The 18,438-nt window shown below is 33.9% G+C and carries 12 protein-coding genes; 9 read left to right on the forward strand and 3 right to left on the reverse strand.

From position 1 onward, the window contains the following. The first annotated feature begins 24 nt into the window (after positions 1 to 24). The 5 genes from BM289_RS06615 (at position 25) to BM289_RS06635 (ending at position 7,247) form a co-directional block, all read left to right on the forward strand. Positions 25 to 4,068, forward strand: coding sequence for a hybrid sensor histidine kinase/response regulator transcription factor (locus tag BM289_RS06615; protein WP_091491880.1), 4,044 nt, complete (start codon positions 25 to 27; stop codon positions 4,066 to 4,068). A 197-nt stretch (positions 4,069 to 4,265) separates the two neighbouring features. Continuing rightward, complete coding sequence (locus BM289_RS06620) at positions 4,266 to 5,390, forward strand: DUF4861 family protein (RefSeq protein ID WP_091491881.1); 1,125 nt, start codon at positions 4,266 to 4,268, stop codon at positions 5,388 to 5,390. Positions 5,391 to 5,432: 42 nt separating this feature from the next. After that, the gene (locus BM289_RS06625; RefSeq protein ID WP_091491883.1) at positions 5,433 to 6,224 is read left to right on the forward strand and encodes a gluconate 5-dehydrogenase; all 792 of its coding nucleotides are present in this window, start codon (positions 5,433 to 5,435) and stop codon (positions 6,222 to 6,224) included. 246 nt (positions 6,225 to 6,470) lie between these two features. Then, complete coding sequence (locus BM289_RS06630) at positions 6,471 to 6,764, forward strand: hypothetical protein (RefSeq protein ID WP_143102053.1); 294 nt, start codon at positions 6,471 to 6,473, stop codon at positions 6,762 to 6,764. Between the two features lie 6 nt (positions 6,765 to 6,770). Continuing rightward, positions 6,771 to 7,247 carry a hypothetical protein gene (locus BM289_RS06635; protein WP_091491886.1) on the forward strand — a complete coding sequence of 159 codons (477 nt, stop codon included), beginning with the start codon at positions 6,771 to 6,773 and terminating at the stop codon, positions 7,245 to 7,247. 7 nt (positions 7,248 to 7,254) lie between these two features. Here BM289_RS06635 and BM289_RS06640 read toward each other — a convergent pair whose 3' ends face one another. From BM289_RS06640 to BM289_RS06650, 3 genes are all read right to left on the reverse strand, one after another. Then, positions 7,255 to 7,719 carry a response regulator gene (locus tag BM289_RS06640; RefSeq protein ID WP_091491888.1) on the reverse strand — a complete coding sequence of 155 codons (465 nt, stop codon included), beginning with the start codon at positions 7,717 to 7,719 and terminating at the stop codon, positions 7,255 to 7,257. Positions 7,720 to 7,721: 2 nt separating this feature from the next. Continuing rightward, entirely contained in the window at positions 7,722 to 10,412 is a 2,691-nt protein-coding gene (locus BM289_RS06645; protein WP_091491889.1) for a PAS domain-containing sensor histidine kinase, read from the reverse strand. Between the two features lie 228 nt (positions 10,413 to 10,640). Then, entirely contained in the window at positions 10,641 to 11,417 is a 777-nt protein-coding gene (locus BM289_RS06650) for a polysaccharide deacetylase family protein (protein ID WP_091491891.1), read from the reverse strand. A gap of 188 nt (positions 11,418 to 11,605) precedes the next feature. Here BM289_RS06650 and BM289_RS06655 point away from each other — a divergent pair, with 188 nt between their 5' ends. The 4 genes from BM289_RS06655 (at position 11,606) to BM289_RS06670 (ending at position 18,348) form a co-directional block, all read left to right on the forward strand. Then, on the forward strand, positions 11,606 to 12,523 hold the full coding sequence (locus BM289_RS06655; protein WP_091491893.1) for a bestrophin family protein: 918 nt from the start codon (positions 11,606 to 11,608) through the stop codon (positions 12,521 to 12,523). Positions 12,524 to 12,557: 34 nt separating this feature from the next. Next, entirely contained in the window at positions 12,558 to 13,256 is a 699-nt protein-coding gene (locus BM289_RS06660; RefSeq protein ID WP_091491894.1) for a response regulator transcription factor, read from the forward strand. Next, positions 13,240 to 14,607: an ATP-binding protein gene (locus BM289_RS06665; protein WP_091491896.1), complete on the forward strand. Its 1,368-nt coding sequence runs from the start codon at positions 13,240 to 13,242 to the stop codon at positions 14,605 to 14,607. The genes BM289_RS06660 and BM289_RS06665 overlap by 17 nt, the downstream gene beginning before the upstream one ends. A 525-nt stretch (positions 14,608 to 15,132) precedes the next feature. Further along, positions 15,133 to 18,348: a TonB-dependent receptor gene (locus tag BM289_RS06670; RefSeq protein WP_091491898.1), complete on the forward strand. Its 3,216-nt coding sequence runs from the start codon at positions 15,133 to 15,135 to the stop codon at positions 18,346 to 18,348. Positions 18,349 to 18,438 lie beyond the last annotated feature (90 nt).

The raw sequence follows: 18,438 nt of genomic DNA on the forward strand, positions 1-18,438 counted from the left end.
GCCAAATAATAATTTCTAACATTCATGAAAAAAACGATTGCTTTTTTCGCTTTTTTAAGCCTGCTTCTCTTTGCAGTGACAGGACATGCTCAGGTACAAGATCGGTATTTTCGTAATATTTCGGTCGATAAAGGCTTGTCTCAAAGCTCTGTTTTTGCTATTAAGCAAGATACATTAGGTTTCATCTGGGTTGGAACCCAAGATGGTTTAAATCGTTATGACAGCAAAGGTTTTAAAGTTTATCGACCAATCAAGAATGTCAAAAACAGTTTGCAATCCTATTACATTCGAAGCTTATTTACAGATCATAAAGGACAATTATGGGTTGGCAGCAATAAGGGGATAAGTGTTTATAATTACAATACAGACAGCTTTACAAATTACCCGCTTCCTCGTAGTATCGGCGAATGGTATATTGCTTCAATAACGGAAGACAACACCCATAAAATCTGGGCAACCTCTATTACCGGAGAAGTTTTTGTTCTTTCGCCAGAAAGTCAAAATTTTACAACAATCAAGTTCAATGCTTCTTCTCATGAAATTAAAGAAATCTCCTATATTGGCGTTTGGCAAAAACAAATCATTCTAGGCACCAACGTTGGACTATTTAAATTACATCCGAATACACATCAACTCATAAAAATTAATTTGGGTACAAAAAAACTTTATGTAAATGATGTTTTTATCGATGGAAAAAATCTATGGGCTGTCACAGAAGGTAATGGCGTAATAAATTATAATGCTGAAAATGGAAAAATTGTTTCTCTACTCCATAATTCGGCAGCAAATAGCATTGCGGACAACAATGTAAGATGTGCAGGAAAAGATACAGAAGGAAATATTTGGTTTGGAACTTTTAGGGGACTCTCTATTTTTAATCCGAAAACAAATTCTTTTACCAATTATTACCACCAAATAACACAACCGTACACCATCAGTCAAAACTCTGTCCGTTGTTTTTTTAGAGACAAGCAAAACGGAATTTGGCTAGGTACCTATTATGGAGGTTTAAACTATTATCATAAAAATGACATTAAGTTCAATCTTCTGAGTCAAAACTCAGGAAAACCATCCTTAAATGACGAAGTTATTGGCGTTATAAAGCAAGATTCAAAAGGCAATTTCTGGATTGGAAGTAATGACAAAGGTGTAAACTATTGGAACAAAAATACCAATACGATTAGCTATTATTTCAACAGTGAAAACAATCTAAACAGTTTAAGTTCCAATAACATCAAGGCTATTGCTTTTGATGATAATGGCAACGTATTGATTGGTACACACAATGGAGGTTTAAATTTACTCAACCCAAACAGTGGTCTTGTACAGCATTTTCGTCATGACGAGAATAATCCCAACTCGATTGCTAGCGATTTGGTGTACAGTTTGCTAAAAGATTCTAAAGGCAGAATATGGGTTGGCACAAGACCAGGATTAGATCAATATCATCCAGAAACAAAAACTTTTACCCATATTCATTTAGATAATGCAGGGAAAAGACCTACTTCTGATGATATTACTTACCTTTTTGAAGACAGTAAAAAAAGAATCTGGATTGGTACTACAAACGGTGTAACATTATTTTATCCTGATAATTTTTTGTTTGGAAACATCGGCCATGGAAAGCTAAGCGATGACATCGTAACTTGTATTACCGAAGATCAAAAGCACAGAATTTGGGTTGGTACAAGAAGTGGACTAAGGTTATATGATGAAACACAGGAATCATTCATTAGCTTTAAAGCAAAAATAGATTTTCTTAAAGAAACAATTTATGGAATAATTCCAGATGAAGATGGAAACCTCTGGATTTCTACTAATAGTGGATTAATCAAATTCAATCCCGACAAAAGAACTGTTCAAACTTTTGATCAAAGCGACGGACTGCAAAACAAGCAATTTAATGATTATGCTTTTTGCAAGGCTAAAGACGGAATGCTGCTTTTTGGCGGAATTAAAGGAATCACATATTTCTATCCTTCAATGGTAAAGCAGCTACCAGTTCCTTTAAAGTTAAGTTTTACAGGCCTGGAAGTTTTAAATAAAAATGTTGCTGTTGGAGATGACACAGACATTCTGGAAGAACATATAGATCGGTCAAATGAATTAGAAATTGCCCCTGAATACAAGCAATTCAGTATCTTATTCAATACTTTTAATTACATATCTTCAAATCGTACTTACTACTATTACAAATTAGATGGAATAGATAAAGACTGGCAACGAACTGATGAATTGAAAGTTAGTTATAGCAACTTACCCGCAGGAAAATACAATTTCCAGATCAAAGCCATTGGACCAAACGGTGAAACAAGCACTATTCGAAACTTAAAAATTAGCATTCTTGCACCCTGGTACAAAACAATCTGGTTCTTCCTACTGTTATTAATAATTATTGGTACAGCTGCATACATTGGTTATAAAATCATTAAAGAAAGAATTAAAGCCGTTCAACAATTAAAACTCGAGCGAATCGATAAAGAAAGAGTGAGTTACATCAATCAGGTAAAAATGGACTTTTTTACTAATGTTTCGCATGAATTAAGAACTCCTCTAACATTGATTTTAGCTCCTTTAGAAGAGTTATTAAAAATGCCTTTTATCGACAAAACATTCAAAAAGAAACACGAACTAATGTTTATTAATGCCAAAAGACTTTACAATTTAGTTGATCAATTATTTGAATTTAGAAAAACCGAAATGGGAACGCGTCAGCTAAAAGTTGGAAAAGGAGACATTGTAAGATTTACACAGGAAATTTTCGAATCATTTAAACCACTTTCAGAGAAAAACAACGTGAATTATACCTATCACGCTGAAGAGTCACAGTTGTTATTTTATTTTGATAAAGATGCAATGGAAAAAATTCTGTTTAATCTCTTGTCAAATGCTTTTAAATACACCAAAGCAGGTCAGACCATACATGTTGAACTAATTAAGAAAAAAGATACTGTACAAATAAAAGTCGCTGACACGGGTGTCGGAATTAGCAAGGAAGATTTATCAAAAGTTTTCGACCGTTTTTATCAGGTAAACAATCGTGAGATAAATTTGGGCTCCGGTGTTGGATTGGCTTTTACCAAACGTCTAGTAGAATTGCATCATGGAAATATTTCTGTAGAAAGTGTAATGGAAAAAGGCAGCGTATTTACAATTGCCATTCCGATTTCTGATCAGGTATATAAAGATGACCAGCACGTTGAAGAATCAGCTTACGATTTGTCTATTATTTCAGATAACGAACTTGAAACAGCTGATTCTTTATTAAAAGAAGAAAATGAGATAATCGAAAAGGACCAACCTACTAAATTGCTTATTGTCGATGATAACAAAGAGATTTTAGATTATCTAAAGGATTATTTTGATAAGATTTATGACGTTACAATAGCTTATGATGGTCAAATGGCATTAGATCTTTTAGAAATTCAACCCTATGATCTTATTATCAGTGATGTGATGATGCCTGAATTGGATGGATTGCATTTTTGCAAAAGAGTAAAGCAAAATATCAACACATCACATATTCCGTTTATGCTTTTGACAGCAAGAACTGAAACGAGTCAACAAATAAAAGGATTAGAAATGGGTGCCGATGATTATGTGACAAAACCTTTTTCGACGCCTTTGCTTGCTGCAAAAATTACAAACTTGCTGCGCTCTCGTAAAAGATTAAAAGAGTATTATTCTATTGGAAAAGAAATGGTTCCAGAAAATATTGCTTTCAATACTTTAGACGAAGAGTTTTTAAAAGAAGCTATTCGTATTGTCGAAGATCACTTGGCTGATTCTGAATTTTCGGTGGATCATTTTAGCAGGGAAATCGGAATGAGCCGATCTAATCTTTACTTAAAACTGAAAGCCATTACAGGCGAATCTGCAATGGATTTTATAAAACGAATTCGTTTTAAAAAGGCAGTCGAATTAATGCAAAGCAAGCGATATACCATTGCTCAAATTACTTATATGTGCGGTTTTAATTCGCCTTCTTATTTCTCCATGGCATTCAAACAGCATTACGGATGTATGCCCAGCGAATATTTATCCCGATTAGAAAACACAACGGAATAACTAACTACAACAAAACAACTTACAATGCAAATAACAGCAGTTCATCTTAGCTCTTAAAACCTAAGAAAGGTTTAAAATCAATCTTAACAATTCCTTTTTTTTAATTCAAAAATCCCGTCCAAAAAGACTTTTGGTATTCGGGCAGTCTCAACTATGTCTTAACTGAACCTATTCGTTAAACTTTCAAAATAAATCTTATGAAAATTTTATCTCTTTTAATAGCTTTTGTTTTGCCGCTCACTATAGCAGCACAAAACAAAACTACCATTACCATTGCAAACAATTCTACACTAGACAGAAAGGAAGCTGTTACTGCTATAAAATGGGAAAAAATACTTCTCTCCTATCCGCAGCTTGATACTTCAAATTTTGTCGTAATCAACAGTGTAACCCAAAAACAGATTCCGTATCAATTAGAACACCGAGGTCAAACTACTATTCAAAATTTATTGGTTCAAATAGATTTGAAAGCTAAAAGTTCGCTTAAACTTTTGATTCAAAAAGGAAAATCAGAAAAATTTACAGCTAAAACCTATGCCCGATTCGTACCAGAACGATTAGATGATTTTGCTTGGGAAAATGATAAAATCGCTTTTCGTGCTTACGGAAAAGCATTAGAAAAAACAGAAGGCGATGCTTATGGTTTTGATGTATGGGTTAAAAGCACTTCTAAATTGGTTTTGAATGATCGTTACAAACGCAACGATTATCATATTGACCACGGCGACGGACTAGATTATTATCATGTAGGTTATACTTTGGGAGCTGGAAATATGGCACCATTTGTAAAAGATACCATTCGTTATTCTGGCAATTATCAGCAATGGAAAATATTGGATAATGGACCGCTTCGTACCACTTTTCAATTAATTTACGATAGCTGGAATGCTGGCGGAATAAAAATTCAAGCGGTTAAAACCATTACTATCGATGCTGGATCACAACTAAACCGAATAGAAAATCTATACACTTTTAACGATACCAAACCACTGGCTGTTGTAGTGGGTATCATCAAAAGAGAAAAACCAGGAGTTATTTCGTTAAACGAACAGCAAGGCATTATGGGATATTGGGAACCCACTTTTGAAAAAGATGGTACAACAGCGGTGGGTTCAATATTAACTTCTCCAATTGAAACCATGTGGGTTAATAAAGAACAATTATTGGCTAAAACTTTTGTAAAAAATAATGAGCCCATAATTTATTACGCTGGCGCAGCTTGGGATAAAGCAGAAAAAATTACCAATGCTCAACAATGGTTTAAGTATCTGGATCATTTTCAGGAAGAACTTAAAAATCCGCTTGTTGTAAGTGTAAAATAATAAACGATAAACTAAGAACACTATTAACTAAAAAACAAAAAAATGTCAATTAACTTATTTGATTTAACAGGAAAAACAGCTTTAATTACAGGAGGAGTTCACGGATTAGGAATGGCTATGGCTAAAGGACTTGGACATGCGGGAGCAAAAATTGTAGTAAACGATCATTCTTCTCAAGAAGCTGTAAACAATGCAATTGCAGAATACAAAGCTGAAGGAATTGAAGCCTACGGATACTTATTTGATGTGACCAATGAAAGTGCCGTGATTGAGGCAATTACTAAAATAGAAGCCGAAGTTGGTCCAATAGATATTCTAATCAACAATGCCGGAATTATCAAAAGAACCCCTATTATAGAAATGGAAGTTGCCGATTTTGAAGCGGTAATAAAAGTAGATTTAACGGGGCCTTTTATCGTTTCTAAAAATGTAGTAAAAGGAATGATCAATCGAGGTGGTGGGAAAATCATCAATATGTGCTCTATGATGAGCGAATTAGGAAGAGATTCTGTAAGTGCTTACGCATCTGCAAAAGGAGGTTTAAAAATGCTGACTAAAAACATGGCCACTGAATGGGCTAAATACAACATTCAAACCAACGGAATTGGTCCAGGTTATTTTGCAACTAGTCAAACAGCGCCAATTCGAGTAAATGGTCATCCGTTCAACGAATTTATTATGGGAAGAACTCCTGCTGGGCGTTGGGGAAATCCAGAAGATTTACAAGGAGCGGCTATCTTCTTGAGCTCAAAGGCCAGTGATTTTGTAAACGGACATGTTGTTTATGTTGATGGCGGTATTTTGGCTACAATTGGAAAGCCTTCTAACGAATAATAGCGAATGCAACTTGATACATTAAAGTATTTAATTTGATTTTTATACTTTAATGTATCAGCTTTTTAAACACTCCTTTTTACAGGATCATTTCGTTTTTAAATTTTTAATTTTCAACAAGATGAAAATTCAACAACGCTTCTGGAAAATTATATAAAATAATAAATTGTTTGAAGCAGTATTTTTAGGATAATCTAATTACAGAAATTAGAAATCATTAATTATTCATTATTTAAATTGATTACTATGAGATCCGAAAATTATATGTCCGAAGAATTTACAAACGAAATGAATTCATACGAAGAACAATTACTACTAAATTATGATGATTATTTGGAAGGCGATTATACAAATAGATTGACGGCTTCAAATCATTACAATCTAGAACTTGGGGAATTGGAAGATAATCTTGAATATGATTTTGATTCTGAATATGATGAAAATGATTGGGAAGAAGAAGAAGAAGAATCAGATGAAAGTATTGCAGGCGAATACGATAAAAATGAAGAAAAGCCTGGTGCTTTTGAAATGATAAGTTAATAAAACATGAAAAATTTATCACTGATTTTAATCTGCATTTTACTTTTTTCCTGCCAAAAAAAGGAAAATAATATTATTCCCAAAGAGGAAAAAAACATTATTTCTATTGATTCTTCCACAACTATTGTTAAAGAGGAAAACAAACAAATAGGCGATACTATTTTTATGAACTTTAAAGATAATAAAGACCTCTTTTTAGCGGAAAGCAGTTTGGATTCTATAAATTCGAAAATATATGTCAAATTTAAGAATGAAGATGCAGCCGAATTAAAAGCAGAAATTTTACCTGCCAAAGGCAAAGGAAATATCCGTTTCAATCAAATCATTTTACCTGATAACACTTCAGATGGTCCGTTTGGAATGGATTTAAAAATACCGTTAAAACAAAAAGGAAGTTATGTATTGGTAATTGGACATTCTTTAATGGCTGAAAATCCCTATTATGGTAAATTTAAAATACAGCTTGAAGTAAAAAAAGAATAATCTTTTTTTACTGATTTCCCTCGCAGATAAAAATATGATCCGGGTCACTTTCTTTTAAGTTAATTAAAGTCTCTCTTAAATTCGTTCCTAGATTAGAGGTGATTACCCGCAGCAATTGTTTTAAACCATTAAAACTATTTGGCTTGACCAAATAACAAATAGACCCCAATTGGGAAGCCCTTTCGATATCATTTTTATGAGAAGAAGTCGAAATCATAATTACAGGTATGTCTTTATAAACAGGTTCATTTTTAACCAATTTAAGACAATCCCAGCCATTCATTACTGGCATATTAAGATCTAGAAAAATAAGCTGTGGTTTTTCGGTAATTTCATTAAGTATCTTCCACGCTTCATTTCCATTTTCTGCACAGTGGCAGGTAATATTTTCATTTATTTCTTCTAGTGCCTCACAAAACATTTCGGTGTCATCCGTGTCGTCGTCAGCCAGTAAAATTATTTTTTTGCTCATACTTAAATTCCATTATCTTGTTGCTTTAAAGGAAGCTTTATTGTAAACACCGCTCCTGCATAAGGTCTTCCAACCGCTGCAATACTTCCTCCGTGCCGCTCCACTATTTTTTTACAAAGTGACAATCCCAAACCTGTTCCTTCGTAAACATCTTTAGAGTTAAGCCTTGTAAAAGTTTCAAAAATTTGTGCAGACTGCTCATTTTCAAAACCAATTCCATTATCCTCAACCGTCATTAGGGCAATCACTTTTTGATTCTCCATTATTATCTTTGAGGATATTGTAATCTTAGGCGGCACGCCATTTTTAGCAAATTTAATAGAATTATTAATCAAATTATAAAAAAGCTGATACAACAATACCAAAGCTCCTTCCAGCTTTGGCAAGTCATTATAATGAATTTCTCCTTTTGTATTCTGTAAAGAGACTTCTAAATCACTCTCAATATTTTTCAAAACATCATTAAGATCCACCAATGTAGCCTTTTGTAAATTGGCATTAATCTTAGAATACATTAAAACCCCATCAATCATATTAAACATACGATCTGCTGCAACATGAATTCTTCCAATAAATCTCGCTGCCGACTCATCTAGTTTACCTTCCAGATGTTCTTCCAATCTGCTGGTAAACGTTTTTATCTTTCGCACCGGTTCTTTTAAGTCGTGTGATGCCACATGGGCAAACTGTTGCAAATCTTCATTAGATCGCTGTAATTCTTTCGTTCTATCTGCTACGAGGCTTTCCAATTTTTCGGTAATTGTTTTTTGTTCGTGTATGTCTGTACAAGTACCAAACCATCGTACAATAACTCCCGTTTTATCACGTATTGGAACTGCTTTACTTAAAAACCAGCGATACAGCCCTGTATTTTTATTTTCTAATCGAAATTCCAACTGATAACTGGTACCGCTTTGTACACTTATATACCACGTTTCGAGTACTGGCAATACATCATCACGGTGGAGCATTGGTACCCAGCTTTCATCTCCAAATTTTTCTTCTTCCAATCCAGTATATTCATACCAGCGTTTATTGTAATAATCCACACAACCATCTGGTTTTGCTGTCCAAATTACTTGCGGTACTAAATCTGCCAGCTGGCGGAATTTTTCCTCACTGTCTTTGATGATTTGCTGTACCTCTTTTTGAGAAGAAATATCGCCCGCAGCACCAAACCATTCAATTATATTGTTTTGATCATCTAAAATAGGAATCGCTCTCGAAAACGTCCAACCTAAAGTACCATCTGGTTTTAAGGCTCTATGCTCCATCTCAAATATTTTTTTATTTGTAATGGCATCAGCAATAAGGCTTAAAGCTTTTTCTTGGTCTTCGATATAGATAAACTTATCAATCCAGTTCAACACAACATCGCCTTCGTCTGAAAGCAAATCAATTCCTTCTAGATTACGCATTACGGTCCAATCGGCATTCATTCGATACACAAAATCAGATGAAGCATTAACCAAAACACGGAAACGGTTTTCACTCTCTTCCATTTTTTTGCGCGCCACAACCTGTTCTGTAACATCAACGGCTACTTGAATCATTCCAGTTATCTTTCCATCTTCAATCAACGGACGATAAGCCAGATTATAATAATAGTCGCGCATTACTCCTGTTCTGTTATGCTGTACCAGAACTTCGCTTTGATCAAAAGGAGTTCCTTCGTTATACACATTTTGAACCTGAGTCCAAACGTATTGCCCTTTTAATTCGGGCAAAACATCAATCAACGGCATTCCGATAATTTCCTCTCCACGCCCAATCATGGCGAGCATGTGTTTATTGATCTGCTTGATAACCAAATCATCACCCATCAAAACTAAAGTCGGTGAAGGAGTTTGATCAATCATGGATCTTAAAATCGCTTCACTTTCTTCAATTTTTTTACTTGCCAAAAGCTGTTGTTCCTCGGCTTGTTTTATTTCTGTAATATCACGAGTTGTTCCAGCAATTGCTTCCACTTCACCCTCTTCATTAAAAACAGGAGCAAAAATATAGTCATAAACTCTCTTTCCTAGTTCAGCATGCGGAAAAGACACCGTTCCCCTGATTATTTTTTTAGAAGCGACTACTTCATCTATTTCTCTTTCATGCATTGCTGCATGCCATTCTTCGTATCCGTTATCTCGCAATCCTTTTCCAATAGCATCTTCAGCAGATTTTCCCCACATGGTGAGTAAAGCCTTGTTTGCATAAGTAAATTTATAAGAAAGGTCAAAAACATATACCAAATCTGGAGTTGTATTGGTAATGGAATGATAAAATCGAGTTTGTTTTTCAGCAGTTTCCAAAGCACTCTTCAGCGCTATTTCTGTCTTTTTTCTTTTGGTTAAATTTTCTGTAGTAACAATCAATAACTCTCCTTGTTTTACCAGTGAAAATCTGTACCAATATTTTAAGCCGTTGATGGTGTATCTGCATTCAAAATCTGATGCAATACCGGTTGATGCTGTATGAATAAATTTTTCCAGAATGCCATTTTCTTTTATCCCTGGAAAAACTTCGCTATAAAATCTGCTTTTATAGTTTAAATCGTTAATCTGCTTTAATGCTGCAGCATTTAAAAACAATATCGAAAAGTCTGTAATCTCTTGATGATCATATACAGATTGAAGTACGGCAATGCCATTGGCTGTTGAGTCAAAAATAGTCTGAAATAAATTTTGATTCTCTGTTAACTCCATTGTTCCGCTTACTGTATAAAAAAGTACCGTTAGTTTTTAAATTGCCCAGTCAAACACGGCTAAATTTGATTTTGAATTGCCTTTTCAGCTAGTGAAAAAGAGATGCTCACTGCCTTTTGTAAAAGCTAATATAATTAATTTTATTACATGTAATAAATTATTTGCAAACGTATTGAACGCCACTTTTGGATCCTATTTCTAAGTAAGAATTAATAAAGGTTAAATCTGTCATTTTTTAGGAAGCAAATCATCTAAATCTGACAAAGTATAAAATTTAAGATCATTAAGCTTCATATAACGGCAGACAAATTCTAAAGTTTCGATTTTTGTCTGATAATTTTCAGTTACTTCTTTAACTGGTTTATGACTGCATAGAATTAAAATTTTATTGTGTTTTTTAGCGTAATCCAGTAATTCTAAAAGATACGGAATACTAAAATGAATATGACTGTTATCAATATCAAAAGCAAAGACAATTTTTGAATTATTAAAATAACTGTCTTGCTTTTCTGGAAGTTCGCCTCCAAAAGCTCTTCCTCGAATAATTTTAAAATCTGGAGACAGCGCTTTATCCAGTTCATCAGATCTTTCGCCGTACGGATAAGCAAAAGAAGTTACATTGAAACCTTTCTTTTTCATCGAAACAATCATAGGATTTATTTCTTGTTGCATGTAGGCATCTATTCCGTTTTGCTGCACAAATTTTACAGCGTTGTAATGATGATAACCGTGGCCTGCAATTTCGTGCCCGTATTTTTGCATTTCGAGAAGCTTTTTAATTTCAGGAGCTCCAATAGAGTCTATTCGGCAGACATTAAAAGTAGCTCTCCAATTATACTTTTTCAAAGCATTATCAGCTTCTGCCCATTCATCGACATAAGCATCGTCAAAAGATAAAATTACACCTGCTTTGTACGGTTTTGGTACTGGTTTTTCTTTTTTGTTATCACAGGAAAAAATAGTTAAAAACATTAAAAAGAACATTGTTCTAATAAATACCTTCATAAAGTGCTTTGATTAAAATGAAACTTCAACTGTGCTTTTGTAGAATAGAATATCTCAAATATAAAAATTTTTGCGCTCTTTTACTTACCCTTTTTGAATTAACCAAACAAAATATTACTGCTGTTTTTATAGTCCAAAATACTATACTTTTAATTATTTTTATAGTATCATAATTTCGTACTCATCCAATGATAATCAAGAAAAAAACTAATTGGTTCAAAATGCTTTTTGAGTGGAACGGTTCCGTTTTACCACAATTACTTCCAAGACTTCTCTTATTACTGTTGTTTTCTCTTGTGGTCGTCTATTTTAAAGCTTTTTTATTAGAACATAATCTGCATATCAATCCGGCCGCTTTTACTTTATTTGGAATAACGCTTGCTATATTTCTTGGTTTCAGAAACAATGTAAGTTATGACCGTTTTTGGGAAGGAAGAAAACTCTGGGGCGCACTCCTCAATGATACCCGTTCCCTTACCAGACAAAGCATTTCGCTTATTAATGATAAAGAATATGAAACGAAACGCGATGAGTTCATCAATCTTCTGATCGCCTTTGTTTACAGTTTGAAGCATCAATTGAGACATACCAATGCTGAACAAGATTTAAAACGGTTACTTGAAAATGAATTTGCCGAAAGTTTAAAAGAAGTTCGTTACAAACCTATCATCATTTTAAGAGAACTCGGAAATTGGATTAAAAAAGCAAAAGCAGACGGTAAAATTGACAGCGTTACTCAATTGGCTTTTGAAGAAAATCTGAACAAACTTTCGGATATTGTAGGCGGATGCGAACGAATTGCCAGCACTCCTATTCCTTATACTTATAGTGTATTATTGCACCGCACCGTTTATATTTATTGTTTTATGCTTCCATTTGGATTTGTTGAAACATTAGGCTGGATTACTCCATTTATAATTGTATTTATTGCCTATACTTTTGTTGCCCTCGAAGCTATTGCCGATGAACTGGAAGATCCGTTTGGAATACAGCCTAATGATCTGGCGCTAGATGCTATGTCTGAAATGATCGAAAATACACTGCTGGAATTAAACGGTAAAAAAATTAATCCCTTGAAAACAAATAGTGATTATTATATTACCTAAAATTGCATTGTTTATTTAGCAACACTATTCATCCATGAATAAAGTACTATTAGTTGAAGATGACCCAAGAGTGGCTTCTTTCATTTTAAGAGGTTTGGAAGAACATCTTTATCAGGTAAAAACCGTTTCTAAAGGATACGACGCGATTAATGCTGTCACAGAAAATGATTTTGACATTATCATTCTCGACATTATGCTTCCAGATATTACGGGTTTTGAAGTCTGTGAAGTTTTAAGAAGCAGGAAAATAATAGTACCTATACTTATTTTGAGTGCTCTCGATACGCCTCAAGAAAAAATTAAAGGATTACAGGCTGGAGCCGATGATTATTTGGCTAAACCTTTTTTATTTGAAGAACTCTTGGCCCGAATCAACGCACAGTTGCGCCGAGCCGAATTTAGTGCGGGAATTTTAGATTTTCAATCGTATGCGGGAATTGAAATCAATATGAAAGAGCAGAGTGCTTCTAGAGAAGGAAAAGAATTAAATCTTTCCTCCAGAGAACTTAAACTTTTGATTTTCTTTATGAAAAACCGTGAAAAAGCGTTATCAAGAATAGCAATAGCCGAAGCGGTTTGGAATCTAGACTTAGACATGAATACCAATACTGTAGATGTTTATATAAATTACTTAAGAAATAAAGTGGACAAGAATTTTGCTGAACCGCTTATTCATACTGTAAAAGGAACTGGGTATATGCTAAAAAAGAAGTCCCATGAATCTCAAGAATAAACTAGCTGTAAATTCTACAATACTCTTTGCTTTTATTGTCGGACTTCTTCTGATCGCATCTTTTTTGCTTTTTAAAAACCACCGAAAAGATCTTTATTACGAAAGACTGGAAGACAGCGCCTTAATAACAGCCTTTTTCTATTTTGAAAAAGATGAGATTACCAAAATGGATAGTGTTAGTTATGAAGAAATAGAAACTCAGTATAATAAAATAACAAACCAGTCCATCAGAATCTACAATGCAAAAAGTAAAAAATTGTATTTGCATGATGATGTCCCCATTAAATTAGGTGATCATGAATTGAAGGCTATTTCTAAAGACCAAATATTACATTTCACTATAGATAATCGTCAATTTACTGGACTTTATTACAAAGACAACCAAGGTGATTTCATTATTGTTGTCTCTGGAATTGATGATGTCGGAAATCAGCAGCTCGAAAGGCTGGCTATTGTATTTATACTCTTTTATATCGTTGGAATTGTACTCAATTATCTTTTGGGAAGATTCTTGTCCAGACAGACTTTCAGGCCTTTTGAAGATGTTATCTCAAAAGTAAACACCATTACAACAGAAAATCTGCATTCGAGGCTCGAATTGCCTACAGCCAGCGGAAAAGATGAAATAAAGGAATTGATTACCACCTTTAATTATCTTTTAGAAAGACTGGAAAATGGTGTCAGCATACAGAAAAATTTTCTTAAAAATGCCTCCCACGAACTCAAAACGCCACTTACTATCATCATAGGTGATATTGAAGTTGCTTTACAGCATAGCAGAACCAATGAACAATATGAAGAAATACTAAAATCTCTTCGAAAAGACACGCTTCATTTAAAATATACTTTAGACGGATTATTGATTCTGTCTGGACTGGAACTTTCAGAACCGCATCAAATGGAAAATATTCGTATTGATGAAATTTTATGGAGTATACTGGAAAAGAAAGCCATAGAATATCCGACAGTCAAAATAGCGCTTAATCTGGATGCGATTATAAATAATGAAGATTTATTAACTGTGCATGCCAACAGACACATGATTTTTATTGCACTTTATAATATTATAGATAATGCCATTAAGTTTTCATTTCCCTTACCAGTAAACATAATTGCATTAGAAGACAATGGAAAACTTCTTATAAAAATTATAGATCAGGGTTCTGGAATCGATCAGAAAGATATCGAATCTATTTTCGATTTGTTTTTTAGAAGCGATCGCACAAGACATATTCAAGGTCAAGGATTAGGGCTTTTTATTACCATGCAGATTTTGAAGCGTCATAATATAACTTTAGCTGTAGATTCTGAACTGGAAAAAGGCACTGTTTTTTCTCTTCTGTTTCCCTAAATTTCTACATAAAAATTTATGACTATTCGTTACTTGCACTAATTTTAAAAATAGCACACGGATGATACTGATTCGCTAAAGCGAAGACACCGATTAAGACGGATTTTTTATTAATCTCCATAAAATTTAAGCATAAAATCCGTTTTAATCCGCGTTTTTACGAAGTAAATCCGTTTTATCTGCGTCATTAATTTGCTTTAGTAAATTATGAGTCTTTTTAGCGGATTGTCATATAAAAATTAATGCTTTTTTATTCTTCTAAAATTCAATTTTCTACGTTTGATAACATTGGCATAATACTCTAATCTATCTCTAATCTACTTTAAATCTAAGTCTAATCCCTTATTTTATGGGCTTTAGCACAAACCTATTGATTTTAAAGGGATAGCCGTTTTTTTATCCAATAACATCTTGTTTATCTTAAGTTAACAAAGAATTGTTTTTTGATTTTTCGTTAACATTAGCCTTAAATCGAATCGAATTAAAGAGTTTTTATTTGTCGTGAAATAAAAACTAATAAACAACATGACAAAACTAAGACTCTTTTTTACGGCTTTAATGCTCCTGACTATAGGGAACATTTTTGCCCAAATTACAACCTCATCTTTATCCGCCAGAGTTAATGATGGTACAAGCCCTCTTACAGGTGCTGAAGTAACCTTGACACATTTGCCTACTAATGCCGTTTACAAAGCTACAACAGACAAACTAGGTCGCTTTAGTTTCGAAAACTTAAATGCGGGCGGACCTTATGAATTAGAAATTAAAAGTTCTGGAACCAAAGATTATTCTAATGCTCAAATTCATTTAGCTTTAGGAGACAATGATTTACCAACTATTGTAGTTGGAAAAGCTGACAATAATGTTTTGGAAGAAGTAGTTATAACAGGTTCTAAACCTTCTTCTAAAAACAATGGTACAAATATTAGCGAAAAACAAGTAAATGGTCTTCCATTAATCAACAGAGGAATTCAGGATGTTACGAAATTAGTGCCTCAAAGTTCTAATAACTCTTTTGCTGGAACTAACTTCAGATACAATAACGTAACAATTGACGGTTCTATTAATAATGATGCTATTGGTTTCAGTCCATCTTTAGGAGGTCAATCTGGAACTTCAGGAATGCCGGGAAGCAGTACGCGTTCTAACTCTATCAGTTTAGATGCGATTCAAGATATTCAAGTTTACATTGCTCCTTATGATATTAAATTAGGAAACTTTTTAGGAGGAAGTGTAAATGCTGTAACAAGAAGCGGTACAAACACTGTAACAGGATCTATTTACAGTTACGGAAGAAGTGCAGCAATTACCGGCCCTAACAATGCTGGTGACGGATCAAAAATGCCAAATGCTTTTGGAGATTACCAAGTTGGTTTTAGAGTAGGACTTCCAATTGTAAAAGACAAATTATTCTTCTTTACCAATATGGAATATGCTGAAAGAACAGATCCGATTTTTTATAATGCAGGACAAACAGATTCAAATGGTAAATTAACTTCTCTTGTTGATAATGCAACTGCTGAACAAATTTCAAACTTTGTTAAAACAAATTACGGTTTTGATCCAGGAACTTATGGTGCTTACAATAACTTTTCTAAAAGCCAGAAATTCTTCAATAAATTAGATTGGAAAATTAACGAAAAACACTCTATTTCATTACGAAACAATACGGTTATTTCTCAAGCAACAAACTTAGAGCGCGACGCGGCAAACTTTAGATTCTCAGGAATGGACTTTACTCAAAAAAATCAAGCAATCAGCACGGTTTTAGAATTAAAAAGTCATTTCAACAGCCAATGGTCTAACTCATTCATAGCAAGTTATTCTGCAATTAAAGATTATCGTGATCCGAAATCAAGCAATATTATGTTCCCACAGACAGAAATTGGTTATAAAGGAGGAACTATTTTCTTAGGAAACGATCGTGAAGCAACTGTTTTCAATATGAAACAGAATACAACTGAAATCACTGATAACTTAACATACAAAACAGGAAATCATACTTTATTGTTTGGTACTCACAACGAATTCTACGATATCAACTACGGATTTGTAAATGCACTTAACGGAAGAATCTCTTATAAATCTCTTGCCGATTTCTACAACAAACTACCAACTCGTGTACGTGGAACTTATCCTTTTGATGGTTCTTCAAGAGATGAAATTTTCAATAATCCTTATGCACAATTTAACGTAAACCTTTACAGTGCTTATGTTCAGGATGAAATTAGAATTGGAAGCAAATTAAAAGTAACTCCAGGTGTGAGAGTAGATTATACCGATATGCCAACTAAACCAAAATTAAGCCAGCAGGTTCAAAACTCTCCAGCTGATCCAAATTATGGTACAACGTATACTTATACGCCTTTAAGCCAAATCAAAAACAATTTCTTTGGTTCAGCTTTAGTTTCTCCAAGAATCGGATTTACTTATAATGTTGACGAAGACAAAACACTAGTTTTAAGAGGTGGTTCTGGAGTATTTACAGGCAGAGTTCCTTTTGCATGGTTAGGATATGCTTATTACAATGATGGTGTAGGTTACGGAAGTTATGACAAAAACAACTTAACTGCCGCTCAAGTTGCAGCAACTGGAGATCCTTTATCTCCAAATGGATTAAACGGATACCACGACGCAACTCCAAAAGTTCAGGCCGATTTAATTGATAACAAATTCAAAATGCCAGCTGTTTTAAGAAACTCACTTGCAATAGATAAAATCATCAACGGATATAAATTTACTACTGAAGGAATGTACACTAAAGTAATTCGTGATCTTGAATTCCAACAGGTAAACAAAACGGATAACCCTACTTATTTCTCTTACGACACCAATCATCAGATGCCGATTTATGCAGCAAATATCAATGCAGCTTTTTCAAATGCTTATTTGTTGTCTAATACGAATAAAGGATATCGTTACAGCATAACAGAAATGATTTCTAAAACATACGATTTTGGTCTTAACTTTATGGTAGCTTACACTTACGGAGATTCTAAAGACGTAACTAATGGAATTCGTAACTCTATGGAAAGTAACTTCCAAATGAACCAATCATTAACTCCAAATGATCCTCAATTGGCAACTTCAAACTTCAACATCAAACACAGAATTGTTTCTAATGTTGGATATGCAGTAAAATTAGCTGACAACAATACTTTCTCTGCTAACGTATATTTTAATGCACAATCAGGGAATCCATTTTCTTGGGGATTTGTAAACTCCACAATTGCCGGAACAGGACAAGCAGCAGGTTTAGCTTATATCTTTAAGGATGCTGCAGAAGCAGCAAAATATATTGGGGTAAGTACTGCAGGAGTTCCTTCAGCAACAGCTGCACAGCAAGTGGCAGATTACGAAGCATTCATTAATGGGAATGACTATTTAAAAAGCAGAAGAGGAACATTCACACAAAGAAATGGTGATACTACTCCATGGAACATTCAAGCTGACTTAAAATTAATGGACGAAATTAAAGTAAACAAAGTAGGTACTTTCCAAATTTCATTCAGCATGGCAAATATCGGAAACCTTATCAACAAAGATTGGGGAAGAAGCTATTTTGTTCCAAACACTTATAATTCAACAGCAAGTATTGGTTTAACTAAATCAGGAAACTTAGGCGGTGTTGCAACAGGCGATCCAACTTATACTTTCCAAAAACCAACTTCTACACCTTATACGATAGATCAGTTAGCTTCAAGATTCCAAGGACAGCTTGGCTTAAGATACTCGTTCTAAAGATAGTTTGTGTTTATTTTTTGATTATCTCCCAGTTATCCTTTAAATAGCTGGGAGATTTTTCTTTAATCTCTTCTCTATATTCTCTTC

This window comes from Flavobacterium phragmitis (assembly GCF_900112575.1).
Lineage (GTDB): Bacteria > Bacteroidota > Bacteroidia > Flavobacteriales > Flavobacteriaceae > Flavobacterium > Flavobacterium phragmitis.